The organism is Candidatus Methylomicrobium oryzae, from assembly GCF_016745425.1.
GTDB lineage: Bacteria > Pseudomonadota > Gammaproteobacteria > Methylococcales > Methylomonadaceae > Methylomicrobium > Methylomicrobium oryzae.
The window spans coordinates 131,302-157,789 of sequence record NZ_JAERVK010000007.1 but is presented as its reverse complement, the minus strand read 5'-3'; the positions used below and the strand labels follow the sequence as shown (position 1 = coordinate 157,789).

22 protein-coding genes and 1 tRNA gene are annotated in these 26,488 nt (G+C 55.4%); 14 read left to right on the top strand and 9 right to left on the bottom strand.

Annotated features, from left to right (window positions below):
- The first annotated feature begins 19 nt into the window (after window positions 1-19).
- Window positions 20-2,329: a TonB-dependent receptor gene (locus JJL52_RS09735; RefSeq protein WP_202052215.1), complete on the top strand. Its 2,310-nt coding sequence runs from the start codon at window positions 20-22 to the stop codon at window positions 2,327-2,329.
- A gap of 167 nt (window positions 2,330-2,496) precedes the next feature.
- Entirely contained in the window at window positions 2,497-3,522 is a 1,026-nt protein-coding gene (gene truD, locus JJL52_RS09730; RefSeq protein ID WP_202052214.1) for a tRNA pseudouridine(13) synthase TruD, read from the top strand.
- Between the two features lie 224 nt (window positions 3,523-3,746).
- On the opposite strand, the gene JJL52_RS09725 is transcribed toward truD, so the two are convergent.
- Window positions 3,747-4,316 carry a Smr/MutS family protein gene (locus tag JJL52_RS09725; RefSeq protein ID WP_202052213.1) on the bottom strand — a complete coding sequence of 190 codons (570 nt, stop codon included), beginning with the start codon at window positions 4,314-4,316 and terminating at the stop codon, window positions 3,747-3,749.
- A 76-nt stretch (window positions 4,317-4,392) separates the two neighbouring features.
- On the opposite strand from JJL52_RS09725, the gene surE reads away from it, so the two are divergent.
- Both surE and JJL52_RS09715 read left to right on the top strand, forming a co-directional pair.
- Window positions 4,393-5,151, top strand: coding sequence for a 5'/3'-nucleotidase SurE (surE, locus tag JJL52_RS09720; protein ID WP_202052212.1), 759 nt, complete (start codon window positions 4,393-4,395; stop codon window positions 5,149-5,151).
- The gene (locus JJL52_RS09715; protein WP_202052211.1) at window positions 5,148-5,807 is read left to right on the top strand and encodes a protein-L-isoaspartate(D-aspartate) O-methyltransferase; all 660 of its coding nucleotides are present in this window, start codon (window positions 5,148-5,150) and stop codon (window positions 5,805-5,807) included. Before surE ends, JJL52_RS09715 begins: the two co-directional genes overlap by 4 nt.
- Window positions 5,808-5,901: 94 nt before the next feature.
- On the opposite strand, the gene JJL52_RS09710 is transcribed toward JJL52_RS09715, so the two are convergent.
- Window positions 5,902-7,152, bottom strand: coding sequence for an HlyC/CorC family transporter (locus JJL52_RS09710; RefSeq protein ID WP_202052210.1), 1,251 nt, complete (start codon window positions 7,150-7,152; stop codon window positions 5,902-5,904).
- A 188-nt stretch (window positions 7,153-7,340) separates the two neighbouring features.
- On the opposite strand from JJL52_RS09710, the gene adk reads away from it, so the two are divergent.
- From adk to JJL52_RS09685, 5 genes are all read left to right on the top strand, one after another.
- On the top strand, window positions 7,341-7,979 hold the full coding sequence (gene adk / locus JJL52_RS09705; RefSeq protein WP_202052209.1) for an adenylate kinase: 639 nt from the start codon (window positions 7,341-7,343) through the stop codon (window positions 7,977-7,979).
- A 57-nt stretch (window positions 7,980-8,036) separates the two neighbouring features.
- Window positions 8,037-9,458 carry a 3-isopropylmalate dehydratase large subunit gene (gene leuC / locus JJL52_RS09700; protein ID WP_202052208.1) on the top strand — a complete coding sequence of 474 codons (1,422 nt, stop codon included), beginning with the start codon at window positions 8,037-8,039 and terminating at the stop codon, window positions 9,456-9,458.
- A complete protein-coding gene (gene leuD, locus JJL52_RS09695) occupies window positions 9,455-10,090 on the top strand; it encodes a 3-isopropylmalate dehydratase small subunit (protein ID WP_202052207.1) in 636 nt (211 codons plus the stop codon). The genes leuC and leuD overlap by 4 nt, the downstream gene beginning before the upstream one ends.
- A 101-nt stretch (window positions 10,091-10,191) precedes the next feature.
- A complete protein-coding gene (locus JJL52_RS09690; RefSeq protein WP_202052206.1) occupies window positions 10,192-11,214 on the top strand; it encodes an aspartate-semialdehyde dehydrogenase in 1,023 nt (340 codons plus the stop codon).
- A 55-nt stretch (window positions 11,215-11,269) separates the two neighbouring features.
- The gene (locus JJL52_RS09685) at window positions 11,270-14,032 is read left to right on the top strand and encodes a motility hub landmark protein FimV (protein WP_336885055.1); all 2,763 of its coding nucleotides are present in this window, start codon (window positions 11,270-11,272) and stop codon (window positions 14,030-14,032) included.
- A 157-nt stretch (window positions 14,033-14,189) separates the two neighbouring features.
- On the opposite strand, the gene rnd is transcribed toward JJL52_RS09685, so the two are convergent.
- The 4 genes from rnd to JJL52_RS09665 form a co-directional block, all read right to left on the bottom strand.
- Complete coding sequence (gene rnd, locus JJL52_RS09680; RefSeq protein WP_202052205.1) at window positions 14,190-15,353, bottom strand: ribonuclease D; 1,164 nt, start codon at window positions 15,351-15,353, stop codon at window positions 14,190-14,192.
- Window positions 15,354-15,415: 62 nt separating this feature from the next.
- Window positions 15,416-16,039 (bottom strand): DbpA RNA binding domain-containing protein, encoded by a 624-nt coding sequence (locus JJL52_RS09675; protein WP_202052204.1) that lies wholly within the window; start codon window positions 16,037-16,039, stop codon window positions 15,416-15,418.
- A gap of 47 nt (window positions 16,040-16,086) precedes the next feature.
- A complete protein-coding gene (locus tag JJL52_RS09670; RefSeq protein WP_202052203.1) occupies window positions 16,087-17,373 on the bottom strand; it encodes a peptidylprolyl isomerase in 1,287 nt (428 codons plus the stop codon).
- A gap of 11 nt (window positions 17,374-17,384) precedes the next feature.
- Entirely contained in the window at window positions 17,385-20,399 is a 3,015-nt protein-coding gene (locus JJL52_RS09665) for an LPS-assembly protein LptD (RefSeq protein ID WP_202052202.1), read from the bottom strand.
- A gap of 48 nt (window positions 20,400-20,447) precedes the next feature.
- Between JJL52_RS09665 and JJL52_RS09660 the strand changes: the two genes are divergently transcribed.
- From JJL52_RS09660 to JJL52_RS09650, 3 genes are read left to right on the top strand one after another with little or no spacing between them, the layout of a single operon-like run.
- Window positions 20,448-21,440 carry an aminoglycoside phosphotransferase family protein gene (locus JJL52_RS09660; RefSeq protein ID WP_202052201.1) on the top strand — a complete coding sequence of 331 codons (993 nt, stop codon included), beginning with the start codon at window positions 20,448-20,450 and terminating at the stop codon, window positions 21,438-21,440.
- Window positions 21,437-22,117, top strand: a complete 681-nt coding sequence (murU, locus tag JJL52_RS09655) for an N-acetylmuramate alpha-1-phosphate uridylyltransferase MurU (RefSeq protein ID WP_202052200.1) — start codon at window positions 21,437-21,439, stop codon at window positions 22,115-22,117. Before JJL52_RS09660 ends, murU begins: the two co-directional genes overlap by 4 nt.
- The gene (locus JJL52_RS09650) at window positions 22,114-22,323 is read left to right on the top strand and encodes a dodecin (protein WP_202052199.1); all 210 of its coding nucleotides are present in this window, start codon (window positions 22,114-22,116) and stop codon (window positions 22,321-22,323) included. The genes murU and JJL52_RS09650 overlap by 4 nt, the downstream gene beginning before the upstream one ends.
- 67 nt (window positions 22,324-22,390) lie before the next feature.
- On the opposite strand, the gene JJL52_RS09645 is transcribed toward JJL52_RS09650, so the two are convergent.
- Both JJL52_RS09645 and rimO read right to left on the bottom strand, forming a co-directional pair.
- The gene (locus JJL52_RS09645; RefSeq protein ID WP_202052198.1) at window positions 22,391-23,440 is read right to left on the bottom strand and encodes a hypothetical protein; all 1,050 of its coding nucleotides are present in this window, start codon (window positions 23,438-23,440) and stop codon (window positions 22,391-22,393) included.
- A gap of 191 nt (window positions 23,441-23,631) precedes the next feature.
- Window positions 23,632-24,942 carry a 30S ribosomal protein S12 methylthiotransferase RimO gene (gene rimO, locus JJL52_RS09640; protein WP_202052197.1) on the bottom strand — a complete coding sequence of 437 codons (1,311 nt, stop codon included), beginning with the start codon at window positions 24,940-24,942 and terminating at the stop codon, window positions 23,632-23,634.
- 241 nt (window positions 24,943-25,183) lie between these two features.
- Here rimO and JJL52_RS09635 point away from each other — a divergent pair, with 241 nt between their 5' ends.
- On the top strand, window positions 25,184-25,663 hold the full coding sequence (locus JJL52_RS09635) for an SRPBCC family protein (protein ID WP_236994162.1): 480 nt from the start codon (window positions 25,184-25,186) through the stop codon (window positions 25,661-25,663).
- A 114-nt stretch (window positions 25,664-25,777) separates the two neighbouring features.
- Window positions 25,778-25,854: transfer RNA gene (locus JJL52_RS09630), tRNA-Met, on the top strand.
- A 317-nt stretch (window positions 25,855-26,171) separates the two neighbouring features.
- Here the strand turns inward: JJL52_RS09630 and JJL52_RS09625 are convergent.
- The gene (locus JJL52_RS09625; RefSeq protein ID WP_202052195.1) at window positions 26,172-26,324 is read right to left on the bottom strand and encodes a hypothetical protein; all 153 of its coding nucleotides are present in this window, start codon (window positions 26,322-26,324) and stop codon (window positions 26,172-26,174) included.
- Window positions 26,325-26,488 lie beyond the last annotated feature (164 nt).

The following is a 26,488-nucleotide window of genomic DNA, read 5'->3' as shown; positions in this document are numbered from 1 at the left end:
TATCCAAAAAGAAGAATACATGAACCGACTCGTCTCTATCTCCTTATGTTACCTGGCCGTGCTGTCGGCTGCCGTAGCTGAGGAAGAGCAGCCCGAAAATCTCGACGTAGTCGAAGTGATCGATGTGGCGCCGCTGTCCGGCAGCGGTATCGACGCCAAAAAAGTAGCGGCGAATATCCAGACCGCGAATGCCGAACAGATGGAAAAGGCTCAGAGCATTTCCCTGTCCGAGTACATGAACCGCCACCTCGGCAGCGTGCATGTGAACGAGGCGCAAAATAATCCCCTGCAGCCCGATGTTTATTACCGCGGTTTCGTCGCTTCCCCTTTGCTGGGGTTGCCGCAGGGCCTGTCGACCTACGTGAACGGCGTCCGCTTCAACGAGCCGTTCGGCGATACGGTCAACTGGGACCTGATTCCGCGCGGCGCGATCGATACGATGGAGCTGTATCCGGGCTCCAATCCGCTGTACGGATTGAACAGCCTGGGCGGGGCCATCTCGCTGAAAACGAAGACCGGCTTTTCGGCGCCGAAACATCAGTTCGAGGCGTACGGCGGTTCCTGGGACCGGCATTCGGAAGAGCTGAGCAGCGGCTGGAACAACGGCACCTTCGGCTATTTCATCGACCTGCACCATTTCGACGAACAGGGCTGGCGCAATTTTTCGCCGACCGAGGCCAATCAGGTTTTCGGTACGCTGAGCTGGCGTAATGACCGGGCGAATCTCGATTTGACCCTGGGCGCGAACGACAACGACATGCGCGGCAACGGCGCGGCGCCGGTTCAACTGCAGCAGATCGACCGGAACGCGGTGTTCACCCATCCCGACCAGACCATTACCCGGATGTTTTTCTCCGAATTGGCCGGCAGCTATGCCTTGACCGACAAGATCGAGCTGAGCGCCAACGCCTATTACCGGCAGAACCGGATCCGGACCTTCAACGGCGACGACAGCGATTTTGACGAATGCGCGTTCGATGACGCGTTTTTGTGCAACGGGGACGGTCAAATCGCCCAAGATGTTTTCGGCAATCAAATTGCGGCCAGTGACAGCGTCGAGGGCGCGACCCAAAACACCAGCGAAACCTACAACCGCAGCCGCGGCGGCACTCTGCAGGCGATGTTCGACCACGACTGGTTCGGGCATAAAAACAATCTGCTTGTGGGCGGCAGCTACGATTACGCGGACGTGCATTTCGGTTCGGATACCGAACTGGCGCAACTGACGCCCGACCGGGGCACGATCGGCAGCGGCATTTTGGTGGAAGACGCCAGGGTGCGACTGAATACGGTGACCGAAACCTACGGCTTTTATCTGAGCGACAGTTTCTCGCTCACCGACAAACTGACCGCGACGCTGGCGGGCCGCTACAACCATGTCAGCATCACGATGAAAAACCAGTATATCGGGGAAGACGGCGAGGACAAGCTGAGCAGTAAGCACAGCTACGAGCGGTTCAATCCGTCCGCGGGCCTGACTTACCAAATTTTCGATCATCTGGGCGTGTACGGCAGCTACGGCGAATCGTCCCGGGTGCCGACGCCGATGGAGCTGAGCTGCGCCGATCCGAACGATCCGTGCCGCCTGCCGAATGCGTTCGTGTCCGATCCGCCGCTCGACCAAGTGGTCGCGAAGACCTGGGAAGGCGGTTTCCGCGGCGACCTCAACAAGCTGATCGGCAAAGGCGATACCAAATGGAATCTCGGCTATTTCCATACGACGAATCATGACGACATCATATTCCATCGCAGCGGCGACAGCATCAGCGAGGGTTTTTTCAGCAACGTGGGGCAGACCCGCCGCTACGGCGTGGAAGCGGGCGTGAACTCGCTGATTCCGGCCTTGTTCAGCACGATCGACGACTGGAATTTTTCGGCGAATTATACCTACCTGAATGCGCGTTACCTGGATAGCTTCCTGATTCAAAATCCATTAAATAACGATCAGGCGGCGGTCGTCGAGCGCGGCGACAAAATACCGGGCATACCGGAACATATCTTCAAGGCATCGGTCGGCGTCGAGCTCTGGCGGCGGCTGTCGCTGGCGATCGACGGCTTGTACAGCAGCGACCAGTTTTTCCGCGGCGACGAGGCGAATCTGACCAGCCAGTTGCAGGGCTACTGGCTGTTCAACGCGCGGGCCGAGTACAAGTTCAACAAGCACTTCGCCGTGTTCGGCAAGCTCGACAACATCTTCGACAACCACTACAACTCGTTCGGGACTTTCGGCCAGCCGGACGAAGTGTTGGGCGATGCGTTCAACAATCCCCGCTTCGTATCGCCGGGCGCGCCCAGGGCAGGGTGGGTCGGCGTGCGGATCACCTTGTAAAACGACAAAAATAACGCAGCATTCTTTGGAGAATGCTGCGTAAAATCATTCATTCGCGGGCAAGCTTACCGGAGAGGCGGGAGATCTTGCCGGAATAAACCGTTTCGGATCGGCGCTGCCGCCTTTGTATTCCCGGTGAGAGGCATGGTAAATTACGCCGATTTGAAATGTCTCATTTTATCCTTCCTGCCTGGCCTTTTGCATACGGCGGCCCTTCGGGCCGGGGCACCATCCGTACCTTTCCCGAAGACTTCATCGTCGAAGAATTGCTGGCGTTCGAGCCGTCCGGAACGGGCGAGCATGCTTTCCTGCAGATTCGCAAAACCGGCGAGAATACCGACTATGTGGCACGGCAACTGGCCCGTTTTGCGGATGTCAGGCAGCGCGACATCGGCTTTGCGGGGCTCAAGGACCGCCACGCGGTCACCACCCAATGGTTCAGCGTCTGGCTGCCGGGCAAAGCCGATCCGGACTGGGCCGCGTTCGCCTCGGCTTCGATCGAAGTGCTTCAGGCGACCCGCCATGCGCGCAAACTGCAGCGCGGCGCTTTATCCTGTAACCGTTTCGGTTTGACCGTTAGGGATTGGCAAGGCGATCGGGATAAAGCCGAAGCGCAGTTGAATGCGCTCAAGGTTTCGGGTATCCCCAACTATTTCGGCGAACAGCGTTTCGGGCATCAGGGGCGCAATGTCGAGCAGGCGCTGGCCCTGTTTCAGGGGAAGAAGGCCGGCCGCGAGCAGCGCAGCCTTTATCTGTCGGCGGCGCGTTCGTTCCTGTTCAATCAGGTGCTGGCGAGCCGCGTCGAGCAACGGACCTGGAATCGCCCGCTGCCGGGCGAAATCTGCATGCTGGACCAGTCGCACAGCCGTTTTAAAGCCGATGCCCTGGATCGGGCGATAGCGGGACGCGTCGAGGCCGGAGAAATCCATCCGACCGGTGTCCTCTGGGGGCGAGGCGACAGCGAGGTTACGGAGGCGGTAGCGGCGCTCGAAGCTGAAGTGATCGGGCGCCTTCCCGAACTGGCGGAGGGGCTCCAGGACAGCGGCGTCGAAATCGAACGGCGGGCGCTGCGGGTCAACGTGCCGGATTTGGCATGGGAGTTCTCGGATGACCGGCTGCAGTTGCGCTTTTCGCTGCCCGCCGGCAGTTATGCGACGGCGCTGCTGCGCGAGGTGATCGATTGGAATGATTGAGCCGTCGTCATTGGTAATCTGTCTTTCCTTTCATATTCTCTGCCCATGTTTACATGGCTTTACGATGCGTGCGTAGGGGTGGAAAATTCCGTAGGGTACGCTGAGCGTACCTTGATAGTCTTTTGTTAAAACGCTTTAAAAAATGGTACGCGCAGCATACCCTACAATGGAATATAGAATGTTCGGTGCGCTTCACTGCGTTCAGCACACCCTACGAATCTTTCCTAAAATAGCAGCTCGTCTCTTTTGGCGAATTTTTCGGACAACCTGAGCAGGACCAGCACTGCGCCCGCCCCGCCGTCCTGTGGTCTTGCCGAGCAGAAGGCCAGTACATCCTGGTGCTGGCGCAGCCAGAGGTTCAGACTGTTTTTCAGAACCGGCAGATTGTCGGGCGAACGGTAGCCCTTGCCGTGAATGATCAGTACGCAGCGGCAGCCATCGATCACCGCGCGTTGCAGGAACGCCAGGAGTTGGCGTTTCGCTTCCTCGCCGGTCAGGCCGTGCAGGTCGATTTCGGCGTCCAGTCCGAACTGGCCCTTGCGCATTTTGGCGGGCACGTTTTTCTGTACCCCCGGCGCCAGATAGCTGAGCCGGTCTTCGATGCTGACCGTATCCAGGTCGTAGTTCTGTTGTTCGGCAAGGCGGCTTTCGGCTTCGGCGGGTTGATGTTTCGGGTACGGCTTCGGTTTTTCGCCGCTACCCGGCCGTACTTTGTCGTCCTTGATCGCACGTACCTTGCCGATGGCGAGACGGAACAGTTCGCTGTCCTCGGAATCGGGGATTTTTTTTGTCACGAAAGCTGATTTTATGGGGCATTGTTGCTAATATTTTGAGATTTTATAGCGGATTCCGCTTTTGGGCTAACCATAAATGCATATTTTGTTGAGTAACGATGACGGTTATCTGGCCGAAGGGCTCGCCGCGCTGGCCGACGCCTTGCGCCCCTATGCCGATATCTCGGTCGTGGCACCCGATCGCAATCGCAGCGCGGCCAGCAATTCGCTGACTCTGGAAATGCCGCTTCGCGCGCACGTGGCCGACAACGGCTTCATCAAAGTCGACGGCACGCCGACCGATTGCGTGCACTTGGCCATTACGGGGCTCCTGGAACCGGAACCGGACATGGTGTTCGCGGGAATCAACCACGGCGCGAATCTGGGCGACGATGTCCTGTATTCGGGCACGGTCGCTGCAGCCACCGAAGGGCGCTTTCTGGGCTTGCCGGCGGTGGCGATTTCGCTGGCCTGCAACGAAGAGCCGCAGCATTTCGAAACGGCGGCCGAGGTGGCGGTCGTGCTGTTGAAGCGCCTCATCGACAAGCCGTTGCCGCGCGATACCCTGCTGAACGTGAACGTGCCGGACGTCGCGCCCGGCGATCTTCAGGGCTACCGGGCGACCCGGTTGGGCCAGCGGCACAAGTCGGAACCGGTAATCAAACAGCGGGATCCGCGCGGACGGTCGATTTATTGGATAGGCCCGCCCGGTGCGGAGCAGGACGCGGGGCCGGGGACCGATTTTCATGCCGTCAGCCTGGGGTTTGTCTCGATTACGCCGCTGCAATTGGATTTGACTTGGTACGATAGAGTCAATATGGTTAGAAACTGGCTTTCCGGGGAGGCTTGCGCATGAATTCAACCTTGCAAGGCATCGGCATGACTTCGCGGCGGACCCGGGAACGGATGGCCAAGCGCCTGCTCGAACAGGGCATCCGCAACAACAAAGTGCTGGATGTGATGAGCCGGACGCCGCGGCATATTTTTGTGGACGAAGCGCTGTCGAGCCGGGCTTATGAGGATACGGCGCTGCCGATCGGTTTCAACCAGACCATTTCGCAGCCTTATACCGTCGCCAAGATGACCGAATTGCTGCTTGAATTCGGGCGTCCCGGCAAAGTGCTGGAAATCGGGACCGGCTGCGGCTATCAGACCGCGATTCTGGCGCAGTTGGTGGACCATGTGTATACGGTCGAACGGATCCTGCCGCTGCATAAGAAGGCCAAGGATCATTTATGGAGCCTGAGGCTGAAGAATATCAGCTATCTGCACAGCGACGGCGGCTGGGGCTGGCCCGAACACGCGCCGTATGACGGGATTCTGGTGGCGGCGGCGCCTTCCGAAATTCCCGAAATGCTGCTCGAACAAATGGCGGTCGGCGGTGTGATGATCATTCCGATCGGGCGGGGCGGCAGGCAGGAACTGCAGCGGGTGTTCAGGACCGAGAACGGCTATGAGATTGAAGAACTCGAGCCCGTGACTTTCGTACCGTTTCTGCCCGGCCGGGAATGAAATCGGTTTTGTGCATCGGCGTGGCGTTCGCCTTATTTGTTACCCCTGTTTTGGCGCAAACAGGATGACTGTGCCATGCCGCATAAGGCTATCTTTATTGTTCGATTAAAAATTTGACCAGCTTGACCGCGCTCTGGTCGCTTTGGATGATTTCCAGCGGGTAACCGTGCAGTTTGATGCTGGTACCTTCCTCGGGGATTGTTTCCATGAATTCGATGATCAGGCCGTTCAACGTTTTAGGGCCTTCGGTCGGCAGTTCCCATTGCATCAGCCGATTCAATTCCCGGATCGTGATGCCTGCATCGACCAGATAGCTGCCGTCGGGTTGTTTCTTGACGGTTATTTCGTCGGTGACCAGTTCGCCGACGATTTCCTGCAACAAATCGTCGAGGGTTACGAGCCCCTGCACGTCGCCGTACTCGTCGACCACCAGGCCGATCCGCAACTTTTCCATCTTAAAATGCTGAATCTGGTTGTGGATCGGCGTGCTGTCCGGAATGAAGGCCGGTTTGGTCAACGCATTCATCAGCATCTGTTTGTCGAAATTCTCCTGATTGATTTTTACCAGCACATTGCGCAGGTGTAAAAATCCGACGACCCGGTCGATGCTTTTCTTATACACCGGCAAACGCGTGTGCGGGCTGTTCCTGATCTGGTTGACGATTTCTTCGATCGGCAGTTCCAGGTCGATTCCGTAGATTTCGTTGCGCGGGGTCATGATGTCTTCGACCGTCGCCGATTCGAGATCGAGAATGCCGAGCAGCATTTTCTGGTAGCGCGAGGGAATCAGGCTTTCCGCCTCGGTGACGATGCTGCGCAGTTCTTCCTTGTTCAGGGTTTCGTGGCTGTTTTTGCTGACCTGGACGCCGACCATCCGGAGCAGCAGGTTTGCGGTCAGGTTGATGCTCAATACCAGCGGGTAAGCGGCTTTCAGAAGCGGGACGTAGATCCAGGCGGCCGGAAATGCCAGCGCTTCGGGCTTTACCGCGGCCAGGGTTTTCGGCGTGACTTCGGAAAAGATCAACACCACGATCGTTAGCAAAACCGCCGCAATCGTAATGACCGATTCGTCTTCGCCATAGAGCCGGATCGCAATCACCGTGGCGATCGAGGAGGCGGCGATGTTCACGAAGACATTCCCGAGCAGGATCAGGCTGATCAAACGGTCGGGGCGCTGCAGTAGATGATGGGCCTTGCTGGCGCCTTTATGCTTCAATTTGACCAGATGCTTCAGCCGATACCGGTTCAGCATCATCAATGCGGTCTCGGAGCCGGAAAAAAATGAGGATAAGACGAGCATCAGGGCCAGCAAGGCCCAAAGTAAACCGAGAGGTAAGTCGTTCAAGTAAGAGAATCTCTTTTATTTGGGAAGTGATTAGTCTCTACGAATTGAGAAATTTTTGTCAAGACATCCTTCAAATAAAGCTAACAAATTTTACAACAGTTTAAAACTGAACTGTTATAGAATATGCGGTCAAGCTTCTTAATTTGAAAGCATTTTTTAACGACGCAAAAATGATCGGGAGTTATTTCATGCGCATTATCCTTTTAGGGAGCCCGGGATCCGGCAAGGGGACTCAGGCTCAATTCATCACTCAAAAATACGGCATTCCCCAGATTTCGACGGGCGATATGCTGCGTGCCGCGGTCAGAGCGGGAACGCCTTTGGGGATTGAAGCCAAAAAAGTGATGGATGCGGGCGCTCTGGTGTCGGACGATATTATTCTGGGGCTGATCAAGGAGCGCATCGCCCAGGATGACTGCAGCAACGGCTTTTTGTTGGATGGATTCCCGCGCACGATCGCACAGGCCGAAGGCTTGAAGGCGATGGGCATCGACATTACCCATGTCGTCGAAATCGCCGTCGATGACGAGGAAATCGTCAAGCGGATGGCCGGCCGGCGCGTCCACCCTGCCTCGGGACGCAGCTACCATGTGATTTTCAATCCGCCGAAAGTCGATAACATCGATGACGTGACCGGCGAGCCGCTGATCCAGCGCGACGACGACAAGGAAGAAACGGTTCGCAAACGCCTCCAGGTTTATCACGAACAGACCAAACCGCTGGTCGGCTATTATTCCGCCGAGGGTCAAACCGCCAAATTCGCCACGGTTGCCGGTGTCGGCGACGTCGGAGAAATTACCGCCAAACTGTTGGCCGTTCTCGATTAAGGTTCATCGTTATTATTCATTCCGCCGTACCCATCGGCCCAACTACACACAAGAGCTATGCCGGGTAAAACTTTATATGACAAATTATGGGAAGATCATGTCGTCCATACCGAGGAAGACGGGTCTTCATTGATTTATATCGACCGCCAGCTGGTGCATGAAGTCACCTCGCCGCAGGCTTTCGAAGGCCTGCGCCTGACCGGCCGCAAGCCGTGGCGCACCGACAGGAACCTGGCGGTCGCCGATCACAATATCCCGACCACCGATCGCGACAAGGGCATTGCCGATCCGGTTTCCCGTTTGCAGGTCGAAACCCTCGAAAAGAACTGCGCCGAATTCGGAATCACCGAGTTCAACATGGCCGACATACGCCAGGGTATCGTGCATGTGATCGGTCCGGAGCAGGGCGCGACCTTGCCGGGCATGACTATCGTCTGCGGTGATTCGCATACCTCCACGCACGGCGCGTCCGGCGCGTTGGCATTCGGAATCGGCACGTCCGAGGTCGAGCACGTGCTGGCGACCCAGTGCCTGGTGCAGAAAAAAGCCAAAAACATGCTGATCCGGGTCAACGGCAAGACCGGGCCGGGCGTGACCGCAAAAGACATCGTACTGGCCATCATCGGCAAGATCGGCACCGCCGGCGGCAACGGCTATACGATCGAATTTGCCGGCGAGGCGATTCGCGCATTGTCGATGGAAGGCCGGATGACCGTTTGCAACATGGCGATCGAGGCCGGCGCACGCGCGGGCCTGATCGGCGTAGACGAGGTGACGATCGATTATTACCGCGACCGTCCTTATTCGCCGAAAGGCAACGACTGGTTCATGGCGGAACGGATGTGGCAGAACCTGCATTCGGATCCCGATGCGAAATTCGACAAGGTGATCGATATCGACGCTGCCTCGATCCGGCCGCAGGTGACCTGGGGTACTTCCCCGGAACTGGTGGTTTCGGTCGACGACAAAGTGCCGAATCCCGAGCTTGAAGCGGATGCGGTCAAGAAGCAAAGCATGATCCAGGCGTTGAAGTACATGGATCTGGAACCCGGACAAGCGATTACCGACATCAAGCTCGACAAGATCTTCATCGGTTCGTGCACCAATTCCCGGATCGAGGACTTGCGTGCGGCGGCCGCGGTGGCGAAAGGTAAAAAAGTGGCATCGAGCATCAAGCTGGCAATGGTTGTTCCGGGCTCCGGTCTGGTCAAACAACAGGCCGAAGCGGAGGGGCTGGACAAGATTTTCACCGAGGCCGGTTTCGAATGGCGCGATCCGGGTTGTTCGATGTGTCTGGCGATGAATGCGGACCGGCTGGAGCCGGGCGAACGCTGCGCGTCGACTTCGAACCGCAATTTCGAAGGTCGTCAGGGTTACGGCGGGCGCACCCATCTGGTCAGTCCGGAGATGGCGGCAGCGGCTGCGATCGCGGGTCATTTTGTCGATGTGAGCACTTGGGAAAAAGAGGTACGTCAATGAGAGCGTTTACACAAATAACTGGATTGGTTGCGCCGATTGACCGGGCGAATATCGATACGGATGCGATCATCCCGAAACAATTCCTGAAATCGATTCGCCGTTCCGGTTTCGGTCCTTACCTGTTCGACGAATGGCGTTACCTCGACCGCGGCGAGCCGGATATGGACTGCTCGACGCGGCCGTTGAACGAGCATTTCATTCTGAACCAGCCGGAATACCAAGGCGCGGAAATCCTTTTGACCCGCGAAAATTTCGGCTGCGGCTCGTCGCGCGAGCATGCGCCGTGGGCGCTGGAAGATTTCGGTTTCCGTGCGATCATCGCGCCGAGCTTTGCGGACATTTTTTACAATAACTGCTTCAAGAACGGTCTCTTGCCGATCGCGCTGCCGGCGGCCGAGGTGGACAGCCTGTTTCAGGAGCTGGTCCCCGGCTATCGCCTGACGATCGACCTGGCTGCGCAAACGATCACCACGCCGGCCGGACGGTCGATTCGCTTCGATGTCGACGAGACGCGCAAATACCGTTTGCTGAACGGGCTCGACGATATTGCTTTGTCCCTGCAGCATGCGGACAAAATCCGGGAGTATGAGGCCAAACGCGCCAAGCGCGCGCCGTGGCTGTTCACGAACTGATCCCAAAGTCCTTTCCTGCGGCGGATGGGGCCGGGGCTTCATCCGCCGTCGTTTGTTTTTCAGAATGGGCCGTGCTTCGGCTGTTTTCCAAGGGTTGTTCAATGTCAAAAGTTTATAACGTGGCAGTGGTTGGCGCGACCGGTGCGGTCGGCGAAGCGATGCTGTCGATTCTCGAAGAGCGCAATTTTCCGGTCGGCGAAGTGTATGCGCTGGCCAGCAGCAAGTCGGCCGGCAAACGGATTCCGTTCAAGGGCGGTATGTTGAAAGTCGAGGATCTGGCGACGTTCGATTTTTCGAAAGTACAGATCGGCCTGTTTTCTGCCGGCGGTTCGGTATCCGCCGAATATGCGCCGAAAGCGGCGGCGGCAGGCTGCATCGTCGTCGACAATACTTCGCATTTTCGCTATGAAGACGATATTCCTCTGGTTGTTCCGGAAGTCAATCCGGATAGGATCGCCGACTATAAAAACCGCGGCATCATCGCGAATCCGAATTGTTCCACAATCCAGATGTTAGTCGCTTTGAAGCCGATTTACGATGCGGTCGGCATCGACCGGATCAATGTCTGTACTTATCAGGCCGTATCCGGCACCGGTAAAAAGGGTATCGACGAGGTGGCGACCCAGACGGCGAGGCTGCTGAACGGCCAGCCGATCGAAAGCAAGGTTTATCCGAAGCAGATCGCCTTCAATGTATTGCCGCAGATCGACGTATTTCTGGATAACGGCTATACCAAAGAAGAAATGAAGATGGTTTGGGAAACCCAGAAAATCCTCGGCGACGCTTCCGTCAAGGTCAATGCGACCGCGGTTCGGGTGCCGGTTTTTTATGGGCATTCCGAAGCGGTCCATATCGAGACACGGCAAAAGATCAGCATTGAAAAAGTTAGAGATTTACTTGAACATGCGCCCGGCGTAAAGGTTGTGGATGAACGAAAAAACGGCGGCTGGCCGACCGCAGTGACCGAGTCTTCGGGGCACGATGAAGTTTTTGTCGGCCGGATTCGCGAAGATATCTCCCATCCGCTGGGGCTTGACTTGTGGGTGGTGGGCGACAACGTCCGCAAGGGCGCGGCTTTGAACAGTGTCCAAATCGCCGAGGTGCTGGTAAAAAATTACATCTAGTCTAAGCTTTAACAGAGTGTTTCAACTGTTCGCGGCGTAGACCGAGGTAAGCATTGTGAAAGAGAGTAACGTCAGCAATTTGACCAGGACTTTAGCGGTATTGTCGTTATTGGCCCCGGCGAGCGCCTATCCTCTAGGCGTAGGGGAAATAAAATTGCATTCGGCCCTCAATCAAAATCTGGATGCCGAGATTTCCTTGATGCTGTCGGCGGGCGAGAGGATTTCCGATGTGAAGGTCAGCCTTGCGCCTCCCGATAAATTCGACGAACGCGGCGTACCTTGGTCTTATTTCCTCTCGAACATCAGTTTTGAACCGGCAGTCCGGCCCGACGGCTCGGCAGTGATCAAGGTCAGGTCGCGCGAAGCGTTGAAAGAGCCGATTTTAGACTTATTGCTGCAGGTTACCTGGCCGAAAGGCACTTCTTATCGCCAGTTCTCGCTGATGGTCGACCCGCCGGCCGCCTATGTGCAGCCTGTTGTTCCTGTTACTCGGGTTCCCGAAACGATCGCGAGTGCGCCAATCATTCCGGCTCCGACCGCCCCGGTAACTCCCTCCTACGCTCCGGAACCGCGTCCTGTGATTCCGGATTCGGCCGCGATGGCGCCGAACCCGGTGCGCCGAGTGCCTAAGGACGACATCGTCAAAGGCGTCTACGGGCCGACCCGGCAGAACGATACGCTGTGGACCATTGCCGAGAAAGCGAGCAGGCCGTACAAGGTTTCAGTCGAGCAAATGATGATCGCGATCTATCAGGCCAATCCGCAGGCATTCTATAAAGACAACGTGAATGCCTTGCTGGCAAAGGTGAAGCTCAAAATTCCGGAGCGCGAGGCGGTCGTCAAATTGTCGCACCAAGAAGCGCTGGCCGAATACAATCGCCAGCGGGAAGCCTGGAAGAACCGGTCACAGCCTGTATCTTCCGAGGTGGCGAAAGCGGTTCGGAAACAGGAAACGCCTGCCGAAAAACCGATCGATAACCAGTTGACTTTGGCGGCGCCTGCGGAAGCGAATGTTGCGGAGAAAGCGGTCATTACCCCGGGCCAGGAACAGAATGCGGTTAAGTCCGAAGCGGATAAAGCAGAGGCGGGAACTGCCGGCGACAAGGCAAACGGGGAAATGCAGGAAAGAATGGCCGCGCTGGAACAGCAACTGGCAAAAATGCAGGCCATATTAGCGATCAAGGAACAGCAGTTAGCCGCGTTGCAAGACCAGGTGCAACAGGCCTCTAAAGCATCGGCTGCGCCAGCCCAGCCGTTGCCGGCAGAACAGGCGGCAGCGTCCGTCCAGCCTGCCCAACCGGCGCCGCCGATAGCCGCTGTGCAGCCGAACGTCGCCGACGAACAGCCGGTGAAGCCGACAACACCGGCGATTGTTCAGGAACAGCCGGCGCTGCCGCCGCATCCGCCGGAACCCGCTGCCGTTAAAAAGCCGGTTCCTCGTTCCGCTCCGGCGCCTGAACCGGTGGAAGAACCTCTGCCGTTGGATCTGATAGGGATTGGCGGCGCCGGCATTGCGGCGCTGCTGGGACTTTTTTGGTGGCGGCGGCGTAAAATGGCAGGCGAAGCTTCGCTCAACACCGAAAGCATGTTTTCGCCTTCGATAATTTATAAAGCGCCCGAGAGCGACTCCACTTTTTCTGTGCCGGCATTGAATGAGAGTACCGCCTACGATGTCAATCCGGTCGGCGAGAGTTCTTTCCTGAGCGAGTTCACGCCGAGCGATTTTGATGCTTTCGATAGCGATCAAGGCGAAATCGATCCTATTTCCGAGGCTGACGTTTATCTGGCCTATGGGCGTTATCAACAGGCAGAAGAGCTGATGCGCAACGCGGTTACGAACTATCCCGATCGCGATGAATGCAAACTGAAGTTGCTGGAAATTTATTACGCTGCTGAAAATAAGTCGGGTTTCGAAGCGTTTGCAAAAGAATTATCCGCGGCCGGTAAGGGTCAGGACAATGTTTTCTGGGGAAAAGCGGCCGAAATGGGACGTGAAATCTGCCCTGATTCGGCCCTATTTGCTTTGCAGTCGGCTCCCGCCTCCAATACAGACGGTTCCGTTACCGGCAAGACGGAGGCGGTCAGCCTTGCCAAGCAGGATGTGCCTGGGCAAGACGATTTCGACATGCCGTTCGACGCTGATTTCGAACCGGCAGCGTTCGATACCTCTGAATTCGATGCGTCCTTTACGAAAATTAGCGAATCGCCGCAAGCTTCCGCTCCTGTTGTCGACCAGGATTTTGCGGATTTCGACCTCGAAGGTTTTTCCTTCGACGAAACGGCTGAGCAGGATGAGCCGCGGAATAATGAAAGCATCGACTTCGATTTGGATAAACTTCCCGGCCTTGCAGGCGAGTCGGAAGTTCAGGAAAGTCAAGCTGATTCGGCGGATCTGCAATTCTCCCCGGCGGCTGACAAGGAGTTTGATTTCGAGCCTCTCGATTTCGATACGGGATTTAGCGCCGCTGAAAAAAATAAGCAAGACGATGAAATACTCGCACTCGCTATCGAAGACCAGTTCAATCTGACGAAAGAAGCCGACGATGACAAGCCGGAGATCGCCTTAGGCGACGATTTCAATTTCGATTTCGATTTCTCTACGCTCGGAAATGACGAGGCAGAAGACGACCCGCTTGAAATGACTGGCGTAGCCGATCTGACCGATATGGACGAACTGGAAACCAAACTGGATCTGGCCAGAGCCTACCGAGATATGGGAGACAATGAGTCGGCCCGGGATATTGTGTCGGAAGTGTTGGAAAAAGGCAGCGCCGAACAAAAAAAATTGGCGCAAGTTCTGCTTAATGAGTTGATGTAAACGTCCGTTATTGTCTAATCCCGGAAAAAGAGGGATTTGCCGTTTTCCGGGTGCCGTTCATTTCCCCGGAATGCCGATGGCGTCGCGGTTTTTAAGGCTTACAACGCGAGCTGTCCCTCGACATTTTTTGGTGCCCGGCCTTTGTGCTGCGAAGCGCTTATCTGGCAATAATCTCCAATTTATCCTCTTTAATCCCCAGCAGCAATTCACCTCTTAATATGCCGAGCAGCTCCTTGCCGGCCATGCTGTAACGCCATCCGTGCAGCAGCAGGCACTCACCGTCGTCATTGTTGAAAAGTAAGGATTCCAAATCCTTCCGTGTGGCGAGAATATTCGGATTCAAGGCGTTTTCCTCGGCCCGGATCCGGACGATCGCCGTTAACAGGTCAACGATGGCTTCCTGCTGCTGGGTTTTTTTCAGCGGGCGCCCGTCTTCATGCAGAGGGATGGGCGGACGGTTTTTGGCCTCGCCGATGATTTTGCATAAAACCGTGCCGTAACGGCTGACTGTGCGTTCGTTGATGCCGCGGATTTTTGCCAGATCGGCTACCGTTTCCGGTTGCAGTTTGGCGATGTCGAACAGCAGTTCGTCGCGGAGCAGCCAGCCTTTGGGGCGGTTTTCGTTTTGAGCGGTGCTTTCGCGCCATTCTGCAAGCGCCTGAATGATCGAGAGCTGTTTGCCTGTCAGTTTGTTTTTGCCCTTGATTTTCCGCCAGGCATGCCCAGGCAGCACTTCATAAAGGGCCGGATTGGAAAGCTCGGCAAAATCCGGCTGCAGCCAATCGAGCCGGCCCAAGGCGCTCAGTTTGTCGCGCATGATCTGGTAAATTCGGCACAGATAAATTACATCATCCGCCGCATATTGGATTTCCTCTTCGGTGAGCGGGCGCTTGCTCCAGTCGGCGCGCGTATGCGCCTTGTTCAGGTTTACATTCAATAGGTGCGAAACCAGCATCGCATACCCGGGATTGTCCTGATAACCCAGCAGCGGCGCCGCGACTTGCGTATCGAAGATCGGCGAGGGCAGCTTGCCGGTCAATTGATAAAATATTTCCAGATCCTGCCGGCTGGAGTGCAGCACTTTGACGATGCCGGGATTGTACAGGGCCTCGAATAGTTCATCGAGCCGGGGAAGTGCGATCGGATCGATGCATGCCACCCACTCAGGCGTGGCGATCTGCAGCAGGCAGAATTTTGGGTAATAAGTCTTTTCGCGCAGAAACTCCGTATCGATGGCAATCCAGGGAGCCGAATGGATACGGGTGCAGAGTTCGGCAAGCTGTGCGGGGGCGTCAATATATTCAATGGCCGTGGTCTTCACGTTTCGAACCTTAAATGGAGGCGATCAATCGCCGATAATCTCTAAATAAACACGCAACGGGTTCAGTTTTTACCTGAGAAGCTGGCCGCTTCAGGCTGTTGTCGGACAACCGGCTGGCGATTGCGCCCGTAGCGAAGTTTGCCGTGTTTTTTCGCACGCCGATTTTTTACTCGCCGAATGCCCAGTTTTTGATGGTTGATCTCGACCGTTTTCAGATGCTGAAAGATGTCCGGCGGCATTTCATCGGGCAGTTCGATCAGGGTATGGAAATCCTGAATGTCGACATAGGCAATATTGTTCTTATCAACCCCTGACTCTTCAACCAGCACTTTCTTGATCTCTTCCACTGTAATTTGATGCTGGCGCCCGACATCAAGCCGATAGCGCACCATTTTCAAATATTGCGGAATCGGTTGCCGCGGAGCCTGAATCCGCTGGGGCTGGAGCGCATCATTGGCCTTATCCGGAAGGCTTGCCGGGGGGTGCAGCAGAAACAGCAGGGCAGCGGCGCAATCCAGAAAATCGACTCCGCTGCCGGCCTCGCAGAGCTTCTTCAAATGGGCGCGCTGAACTTCGAGATCTTCGAGGGTGATAATCTGCTGTAATTGTCTATTCAATCCTGCAGGCAGGCCGGTTTTGGGGGTATCGTTCATCCTGGAATAGTAGCGGTCGCGTGAAAGGTACAAGTCGTTATCGGCATGATCATGGCAGCCAACACGGTGCCTGTTCTCGGTTAGAGCCTGTCTTCGTAGATTTCGACATAGGCTTCATCTCGAATTCGGCGAATCCAGAGTTCGGTTTCTTCTTCGATTTTCCGTTTGCGTATCGCTTCGCGAGCCAGATTTTTCTGGTGCTCTTCGCTATTATCTTTCGTCTCGCGATCCAGCACCTGAATCAAATGCCAGCCGAATTGGGTTTGAACGGGGTCGCTGATTTCTTTGACAGCAAGCCGGTTCATGGCTTCCTCGAACTCCTTGACCAAATCGCCGGGATTGACTTTGCCCAAAGAGCCGCCTTTCAGGGCAGAGCCTTTATCGTCCGAATGCGCACGCGCGAGCGCGGCGAAATCGTCGCCATCGGTGATGCGGGTCTTTAGCGCCAAGAGGCGTTTTTTCGCTTCGTTATCGTCGATTAATTCGTTGGTTTTGATCAGGATATGCCGGACTTCGGTTTTGGTGACCGTGTGGTTATCGGTTCCTTTCGAGTCGATCAGCTTGATGATATGAAAGCCGCTCGGGCTGCGTATCGGATCGGAAACCTCGCCGATGGACATTTTTTGCGCAGCATCCGCAAAAAGGGTCGGAATTTCGTTCAGGTTGCGCCAGCCGAGATCGCCGCCGGATAACGCATTATCGTCGTCCGAATTGCTGACCGCCGTATGGGTAAAATCCTGGCCTCGGCGCAACTTCGCGACAAGGTCGGAAGCCTTGCTTTGGGCCGCCTGGATTTCGGTAGCGGATGCGCCTTCTTTCACTGCAACCAGAATATGTCCCAAGCGGTATTGCACCGACTCGGCGCCGATTTTGCCCTGGGTGTCGAGGTAGTGCTCGATTTCCCGGTCGGTGACCTTGATTCGCGCGCCGATTTCGCGAGCGCGCAACTGATTGATCATGATTTCGTTGCGCACATTGTCCAGGAAGCTTTTATAGGCCATGCCTTGGTTGATCAGTTCGTTTCGGAACTCCTCGGGGCTCATGTTGTTGTTGCGCGCGATCTCGGTAACCGAGCTGTCCAGCATTTCATCGCTGACTGTAATGCCGGCTTTTTCAGCCAGTTGCCTCTGGAGTTTGTCGATGATCAATTTTTCCAGCACCTGATGTCGCAAGGTCGACGCAGACGGCATCGCGACATTCGATGAACGCATCCGCTCTGCGATTATATAGGACTCCTTTTCCAGTTCACGCTCCAATACTACGTCATCCTCGACGATTGCGACGATCGTGTCGAGTATTTCGGCGCGGGCTGTGCCGGTGACTATCAGAAGGTGGAGCAGAAAAAACGCAATAAAAAACTGTTTCATCACGGCTGCGATTATTGGGTCGGTTTTTGATAACCGAAAATACTTTGTTCAAAGAATTGGTCAAGACTTTCCCCTAGGCCGGTCAATCCCTTGAGTTCTATCTGGAAAAAAAGACCTGTTTGACTGGTGCCTTCGGCGAGCTGTTGAACCGCGCTGTTGACCGTATTGATGTTATTAGTATAACGGCGACCGATCAGACGAAAACGCCAGCAGCAGTTTTCCTTCTCGACGCCCAAAAAGGTTTCCTGTGTTTTATTATAAAGCCAGGAATATTGCCACCGGCCGACGGCATACCAATTATTGAACAACGGCCAGCGAAAACTGATGTCGCTCTGCACCAGGTCCGTACTGTGCAGTACGTTAGGATCCGTTAGCGGATTATAGGAAGGCACCCCGGAAGGGAGTGCTGCATTATAAGCTTGTACGGAAGGGCCCCAAATGGAGCTGTTCGCAAGCAAGGTTCGTTCTACCAGGTCAGTTCGTCGATAATGGAAGCCGAGGTTCAGAATTTTCTCGGCTTCGTTCACAAAATGCAGAATCGCCTTGCCTCTGACGATGTCATTGTTCTCCGGGTTCCATTGAATGCCCGTTTCTCCGGACCAATGATCCGAGAATTGGCTGCTGAGTTCGGCGATCAGCGGCGACACGCCGTCAGTTTCGATCGGCATTTGGAATCCTTGTTCCGGAACTGTCACGAAATCGGGCAGATTCCGGATCCTGAGCGGTGCGGTGACTTCGCGGTCTTGGAAGTAAATGATCTGGCCGATATTCAATTTCATTTTTTCCAGGCCGGTTTCTGAATCGATCAACCGGGTTGTCAGCGCCGCCGTAATCTGATTCGCGTCCTGTATCCGATCGGTACCGCTGAAGCGGTTCTCCCTGAACAGATTGCTGAACCATACATCGTAGAGAGACGTATCGAATAAAGGAATGTTATTTTGATCTTTTTTCGGAATATATAAATAAAAAAGCCGGGGTTCAAGCGTATGCTTCATGGACGAGCCGGCCTTGCCCAGTTCCCTCTCGAAGGTTAACCCGCTGTCTAAAGAAAAGATCGGTAAAGTGCGTGTAACCGTATTTGGCCAACTCGCCGGCACGACATTAGGTGGAGGAACAAAGTTTTTTTCAGAGAGCTGATAATCGGTATGCTGTATCGAAACCTTGGGCATCAAAAAACCCCATTCGGCTTGCAGCGGCGCGCTGACCGACGGCTTGACATTGACGCGCTGGGCGTTGACCAGATCATCATGGCTAAAGTTAACATATTCGCTGTCCAGGTTGGCAGTCAGCGGCATGAAGTTGAAGGTATGATCAAGGTTCAGATCGATCTCGGGCAGACGCCGATAGGGACGGTTGTAACCGGTCAAAGTTTTATCGATCGTCTGATAGTTTTCGACGCGGCCCACCAGAGAGACGCCCATGTCCGGGTTGCGGTAACCCAGATCGGCAATGCTTCTGATATGACTGAAATTAGGGAAGCTGAGCGCGTTACCGAGTTCGCCGAAATATTCTTTGTCCGAAACATAATTCAGGTCCATGTTCGAACTGACATACGGGCCGAAATGGCTGGTATTCTTGAGTGATCCGAGAAAACGCGAGGTATCGCGAAGTTCGTCGTTTGGTAAAAACTCCAGTCCCAGTTTGCTGTTCGAGTAGGGGGTCAGAAGCCTGAAATCGCCCGCCAGCATGATGCCGCGCTTCGTGAAATAGCGGGGTCTGAGAGTGGCATCATAATTAGGCGCGATATTCCAGTAATAAGGGGCCGAGAAATGAAAGCCGCTGAGCTGGGTACTGCCGAAAGTGGGCGCAAGAAAACCCGATAAACGTCTGTTGTCGACAGGAAACGACAAGTAAGGTGAATAGAAAACCGGCGTTCCCTTGAATTCGAGCCAGGCATTCTTGACGGCGCCCTTGCCGGTCGCGTCGTTCAGTTTCAGGTCGGAAGCATGCAGCACCCAGTCCGTATTTCCGGGCGGGCAAGTTGTATAAGCGACATCTTTATAGCGGGACAGCACCTTGCTTTCCCGGTATGCCGCCGAGGCGCGGCCTCTGAGCGGCGCGGACGGATTGATGAACTGCACATTCCGCAGCGTCGCCTGGTCTTGTGCCAGTTTCAGGCTGGCGGAGTTGCTGTAAATCGACAGGTTGTCCTCGCTGTAGTACACCTCGCCCTGCAGATCGAGCGTTTGCGATACGGTGTCGTATTGTGCGGTATTCGAAAACGAATGCTGGTCGGCGCGGGTAATTTCGACGTTGCCCCGGTAACTGCTGATTTCGTTTTCGAAGACTTCGCCGTAATCGGCATTGACATCCAGCGGCGATACGTCGCGTAAATGGCTGCGCGGCGTAAATACCGGCGCCGCCCCCGGCTCGATGCTGCAATGAGCCCAAGGATCGTATTTCAGGTTTGATCTCAGGTTGGCAAAAATCTGTTCCTGCTTGGCGTCGAACGCAGGGCCCAGCACACTGAATCCGGTGGTTTCGGTGCTCACGACATGCGGCTGCCCCTTCGGGTCGGGTCCGGTCAGGTTGCAATTCCAGTCCTGGCCGCCTTCGGCGGTTTTGCAATGCCAGCCGGCCTGCCGGGTATCTTCCTGCTGCAGGTTTTTCTTGACGGGGATGGCCTTGCGCACCGTCGATTTGACCGGAATCTTTTTTTCGGCGACTGCTTCAGGCTGAGACTTGGCTTCGGTGATCGTTTGCGGAACCGGAACCGGAACCGGGGCAGGCGCCGGTTCGCTGACCGCAGTTTCTTTCACCGCAGGTTGGGCTGCGGGCGTTGAGCTTGCGGGTTGCTGCGCTAACGGTTCGTCTTTCTCTTCCGGAATGGCAGCGGGAGGAGCTTTTTCGCCGGTACAAACCCATTCATTACTGTTTTTGTCCTGATGGCAATTCCAGGCGGCATCATCCGCAAACCCCGGCGTCAGCAGGAATGCGAAAAAAAACAGGATGAAGCAAAAATGCATGCGGTATTGGGAGATCAGTAGCGGGACGGTTTGTAAATAGACTAAAATGCCGAATGCCATTTTACCTTAATTTATCTGACCATAATAAACTAATCTAATCTGCCCCTCATGATTGAAGATTTGCGAATCATCGCCCTGCTCGACTGGCTTCGGCATGATCTTTTGATGACGATAGCCAGTTGCGAACCGGCCTCCAGCGATGCCAGCTTCCGGCGCTACTTCAGAGTCGAAGGACCGGAAGGCCGGTTCGTCGTGATGGATGCGCCGCCCGAGAAAGAAAACGTGGCGGCATTCGTCAAAGTCAACCGTCTGCTCAAAGAAGCCGGCGTCTATGTACCGGAAATCTTCGCACAAAATCCGGAAGACGGTTTTCTGCTGCTCGAAGATTTTGGGAGCAGCGATTTTCTGAGCCGGATAAGTCCGGAGAACGCCGAATGGCTGTACCGGGAGGCGCTGGACGCTCTGTTCCGGCTGCAGACGGGAACGTCAATTTCGGCCTGCGGCCTGCCGGTTTACGATCGCGCGCTGCTGACCCGCGAGCTGGGCATCTTCGACGAGTGGTTTCTGGGGCAGTGGCTCGATGTCGAGATGCCGGCAAAAGTGCGCGAATCCCTGCACGAGAAGCTGATCGCCTCGGCGCTGGAACAGCCGCGCATCTGCGTGCACCGCGATTACCATTCGCGCAATCTGATGATACTGGAGGCGGATTCGCCCGGCGTACTGGACTTTCAGGATGCGGTGGTCGGGCCGGTCACTTACGACCTGGTGTCGCTGCTCAGGGATTGCTACGTAGCCTGGCCCGAGAGACGGGTCGACGACTGGATGAGCGGCTACTACCGGCGCTTGCTCGATGCCCGGCTGATCGATTGCAGCCTTGGGCAGTTCAGGCGCTGGTTCGACTGGATGGGCATGCAGCGCCATTTGAAAGCGGTTGGGATCTTTGCGCGCTTGAACCTGCGCGACGGTAAGCCGGGCTATTTGAGAGATATCCCGCGGACGCTGAATTATGTATTGACGCAGGCCGATGCCTATCCGGAATTTGCCGAATTCGGAGATTTTTTGCGGACGCAGGTTTTGCCTTTGCAGGAGACGGCCGCATGAAGGCGATGATTCTGGCCGCAGGCCGGGGCGAACGCATGCGCCCTCTGACCGACCACACGCCGAAGCCGCTCTTGAAAGTGGCCGGAAAAGCCCTGATCGAACATACGCTCGGCCGATTGGTCGAGGCCGGATTTACCGAGATCGTAATCAATCACGCGCATCTCGGCAGACAGCTCGAAACGGCGCTTGGCGATGGGGAACGTTACGGCGCGCGCATCCGCTATTCTCCCGAAGGCGAGCAGGCGCTCGAAACCGCCGGAGGCATCGTCAATGCATTGCCGCTGCTGGGGGATGAACCGTTCCTGGTCGTGAACGGCGACATTGCGACCGATTTTCCGTTCGCCATGCTGCATGCTGTGCCGGTGGATCTGGCGCATTTGATTCTGGTCGATAACCCCGCGCATCATCCCAAGGGCGACTTCGGGCTGGACGGGCAGCGTAGGGTCGTAGAAGACGGTGAGGAACCGTTTACCTTCAGCGGAATCGGCGTTTACCATCCGGCTTTGTTCGAGCAGGTGCCGCCGGGCGTCAGCAAGCTCGGTCCGCTGTTGCGCCGGGCGATTTCCCGGCAGCGGGTGTCGGGGCAGAAATATGACGGGTTCTGGATGGATGTCGGAACTCCCGAGCGTCTGCAGACTCTCGATAGTTATTATTCCCAGACAGGAGTATCCCCATGAGCGACCATGTTTATAAAAAAATCGAATTGACCGGGTCATCGACGGTCGGCCTGCAGGATGCGATCGAAAATGCGATTGCCCGCGCTTCGCAAACGGTCCAGAACATGCGCTGGTTCGAGGTGGTTGAAACGCGCGGGCATATCGAAAACGGCAAAATTGCGCACTGGCAGGTCACGATCAAAGTCGGCTTTTCGCTGATCGAGTAAGCCGCGAAAGACCTGCCAGGTTTTTAAAGCCCGGCAGGTTTCTCCGGGATGGCGAAAAGCCAAGCATTCACTTGCTGAACGAGATATAACGCCGGTAAGGCGAATCCTGTTTCCAGGTGAACGATTCGGTGTAATAGTGCATCAATCCGAAATAGCCGAGCAGTCCCAAGGTAACGGCCTTGCGAATCTCGACGCCGAACCAGTAATTGGTGATCAGGTTGATCAGCTGGTCGCCGTAGGTCTGCAGTACGAAGGCAAGTCCGAACGAGAGTGCGGGCAGGACGACAAAGCAGTGTACATGCCAGCTTTTGGCTTGGCGGTAGAGCCAGTTCTGCGGCTGTTTATGGTGGCGGTTGTAGTCGTGTGTTACATAAAAGAAGTAAGCGGTCGTATCGTGTACCAGTCGGGGGCCGAGGATTGCCAGGAAATAATATTGCTGGACGAACAGGTAATAACTGCTCAGGACCAGCAAGGTATTCGACCATAAAAACCACTTGCCGAAGGCGGAAGCGACAAAACGCTGGCTATACAGTGTGCCGAGCGCGAGCAGCACGCAGAGGTTGCCGGCGGCCAGCGTGATCCAGCCGGTCTGCTCCGGCGTCAGTCGCGCATTCAAAAAAATACCGATATAAATCAGGAGGCCCGCGGCGACACTCAAACCGAGCAGGAGATAGAAGTGCGGCGAAGGCAGCCTGCACACCCCCCGCGCCAGTCCGTGCTGCTGCTTCAGTACATGCAGCACCGTCCAGGCCGCGACACCGACGTAAAGCGCGTAGTAAGGCAGGTAGAGGCTGCCGATGCCGAAGACGACCGCTAGCGCGAGCGTCATCCGGAAGAGGCGCGGCTTGTAAAGTTTGAAATAATCACCGTGGCTGCATAATAAAATCGCGCTGGCGAGGATATGCGGGGTGCCGAATAAAATCTGATACAGCAGAAAATGTCCGGTATTGCTGGGCAGATTTTCTTTCAGAAAATTATGCCAGAACCAGCCGTCGAATAACTGGAGCAGTACGCAGAGTGGAATGATCAGATAGAGCGCCAGGATTAGCCGGAAGGATACGGTCATCCTGGTCGATGCTGAATAATCTTGTGAAGAAGAAACGGCTTGAGCAGACATAAATCGGTCCCCGCATAAAATTTATTAATTAATTGATTAGTTCCTTAATAAGCAAAAAGCATTAAATTTCCCCGAATTTATCGTGGGCGGCGAAGACGGCAACCGGCCGATCCTCTGTGAGCAGGAAAGGAGAGTCTGCCGTCTCTGCGCTTTTTCGAGTACTGAGTCCGCCTGGTGTCAGGCGGATTACTTCATATCAGCCGGCCCCATAAATCGTAATCGTCGGCTTCCTCAAGTTCGACCTGTACCAGATCGCCGACTTTGAGATGCGCGGCGCCGTCGATGTAGACCTGGCCGTCGATTTCCGGTGCGTCCGCCTGGCTGCGGGCGACCGCGCCTTCTTCGACCACTTCGTCGACCAGTACGGTTTCCACCCGCCCGATCCGCTGCTGCAGGCGGGCGGCGCTGATCTCGGCCTGATGCGCCATGAATCGCGCCAGGCGTTCTTCCTTGACCGCTTCCGGCACCGCATCCGGCAGGTCGTTCGCGGCTGCACCCTTGACCGGCGAATAAGCGAAGCAGCCGACCCGGTCGAGCTGGGCGTCGGTTAAGAATTGCAGCAGTTCCTCGAATTCTTCCTCGGTTTCGCCCGGAAAGCCGACGATAAACGTGCTGCGCAGGGTGATGTCCGGGCAGATTTCGCGCCAGGCCTTGATCCGTTCCAGATTGTTCTGAGTGGCCGCCGGGCGCTTCATCAGTTTCAGAATCCGGCTGTTCGCATGCTGGAACGGAATGTCCAGGTAGGGCAGGATTTTGCCTTCGGCCATCAGCGGGATCACTTCGTCGACATGCGGATAAGGATAGACATAATGCATCCGGATCCAGATGCCCAGTTCGCCGAGCGCTTCGGCCAGCTCGTAGAAACGGGTGCGTACCTGCCGGCCTTTCCAGTCGAACGGCTGATATTTCAGATCCAGGCCGTAGGCGCTGGTGTCCTGCGAAACGATCAGTAACTCTTTGACCCCCGCCAAAGCTAGGCGTTCGGCTTCGCGCAGCACTTCGTCGACCGGCCGGCTGACCAGATCGCCGCGCATCGAAGGAATGATGCAGAAGGTGCAGCGGTGGTTGCAGCCTTCCGAAATCTTTAGATAGGCATAGTGCCGCGGCGTCAGTTTGATGCCTTGCGGTGGGACCAGGCTGGTGAACGGATCGTGCGGCGGCGGCAGATATTCGTGCACCGAGGCGATCACTTCTTCCAGCGCATGCGCGCCGGTTACTTTCAGGACTTCAGGGTGCCTGGCGCGGATTTCGCTTTCCCGGGCGCCGAGGCAGCCGGTCACGATCACCCGGCCGTTCTGGGCGATCGCTTCGCCGATGCTGTCCAGCGATTCCTCGACTGCGGCATCGATAAAGCCGCAGGTATTAACGACGACCAGGTCGGCCTCTTTATAAGTGGGCGAAATGGTATAGCCTTCGGATCGCAGCTTGGTCAGAATCCGCTCGCTGTCGACCAGCGCTTTCGGACAGCCCAGGCTGATAAATCCAATATTCGGAGCAGTCATTCTTTTCTCATGAGTATAAAAACCTGCGTAGTTTATATGAGTGTGGACGGGATTAAAAATTGAAAAGTTTGTTTTTTATAAATTTTTTGTATAAAAATAAATGCACGCTTCGATACGCGGCGCATGAGTCCCTTTCTCATATTATGCACTTGCCATAGCGTATCAGCGTTCGGGGCGCGGGAATTTTCGGAAAGTTATAATCGTCCAACGTACAAAAAATTTGGAGCTGATAAGAGTGCGAATGTCCGATTTTTCGCTCACCACGCGCTGGTTGATTCCCGCCCCGGTCGAGAGAGTGTGGGCATCTCTGGTTGCGACCGAGAATTGGCCGGCTTGGTGGGATTATGTGGCGATAGTCGACGAGACGGCGGCGGGTAATTCATTGGGTATCAACAATGTCAGGCGTTATCTCTGGCGGACCTGTTTGCCTTACGATCTGGCGTTCGAATTGCGGGTTACTCAACTGCATCCTTACCGTTCGATCACTGCCGAAGTCACCGGCGACCTGATAGGCAGCGGCGATTGCTCGCTGACCTATCGGGAGAACGAGGCGGCGACCGAGCTGATCTTTATCTGGAACGTCTCGCTCGCCAAATCGTGGATGAAGCTGTTGGCGGGAGTCGCCAGACCGGTATTCGTATGGAATCATCAGCGTGTGATGAAAAACGGGGAAGCGGGCCTGATCCGCCATTTAACCGGGAATTCGGAATTATCTTTATGAACCATCGGCAAACACCGTGGCTCTTAGTTTTAAGTTGTAAATGGATATCGAGTTAAAAATATAAGAGTTTTACTTGCAATATTTTCAAATATCCTTATAATACAAAAGATCAATCGCGGGGTGGAGCAGCTTGGTAGCTCGTCGGGCTCATAACCCGAAGGTCGTTGGTTCAAATCCAGCCCCCGCTACCAAATAAATCAAGGACTTGTGAGAAATCACCAGTCCTTTTTTTTCGCCTGATGGTTTTGTGTAACCCCAGTGTAACCGGATTTCAGCAATAACCATCAACCTTGATGCCTCAAAAAGAGGCCTATTTGCTGAATTTATCGCCGCATTGTTGAGTGCCGACGCCAAATTCCCATAGCCGACATGGATGCTATTCCGCTACGCAGGGTCGGTGATGGGTTTCTCGGGGTTGGGGGCTCGGACGATTGTTTCCAATTTGAAGCATAATATTTTCCCCAGCTTGATTCCGTGCCAACTCTCTGTAATTCAATCTAGACAAGCATTACAGGCCGGCACGATTTTTGATATAAGTATTGTTTCCTGAAAGCGCCATATCACTGCTTGCCCCGATCCGGGCAACGCCAGCGCTGGCGCTGTATCCGGCTGCCCGGAAACCGTTTGGCAAAAAAAGCCGAGTAATCCCGGCTTCGTTCATCCGCTGGTCTCGATCCATCGCCCAATGCGGTCAGGGGGAATATTCGGCTTGTAGTCGAGACCCATGGACCCCCCAAAATTCAACGGTTTCGCGAGCCTTTGTGCCCGCATATGGGGCTCTCCAGGAAGGACCCATTACTGAACGGTGTTTAGTAACTTTCTAAA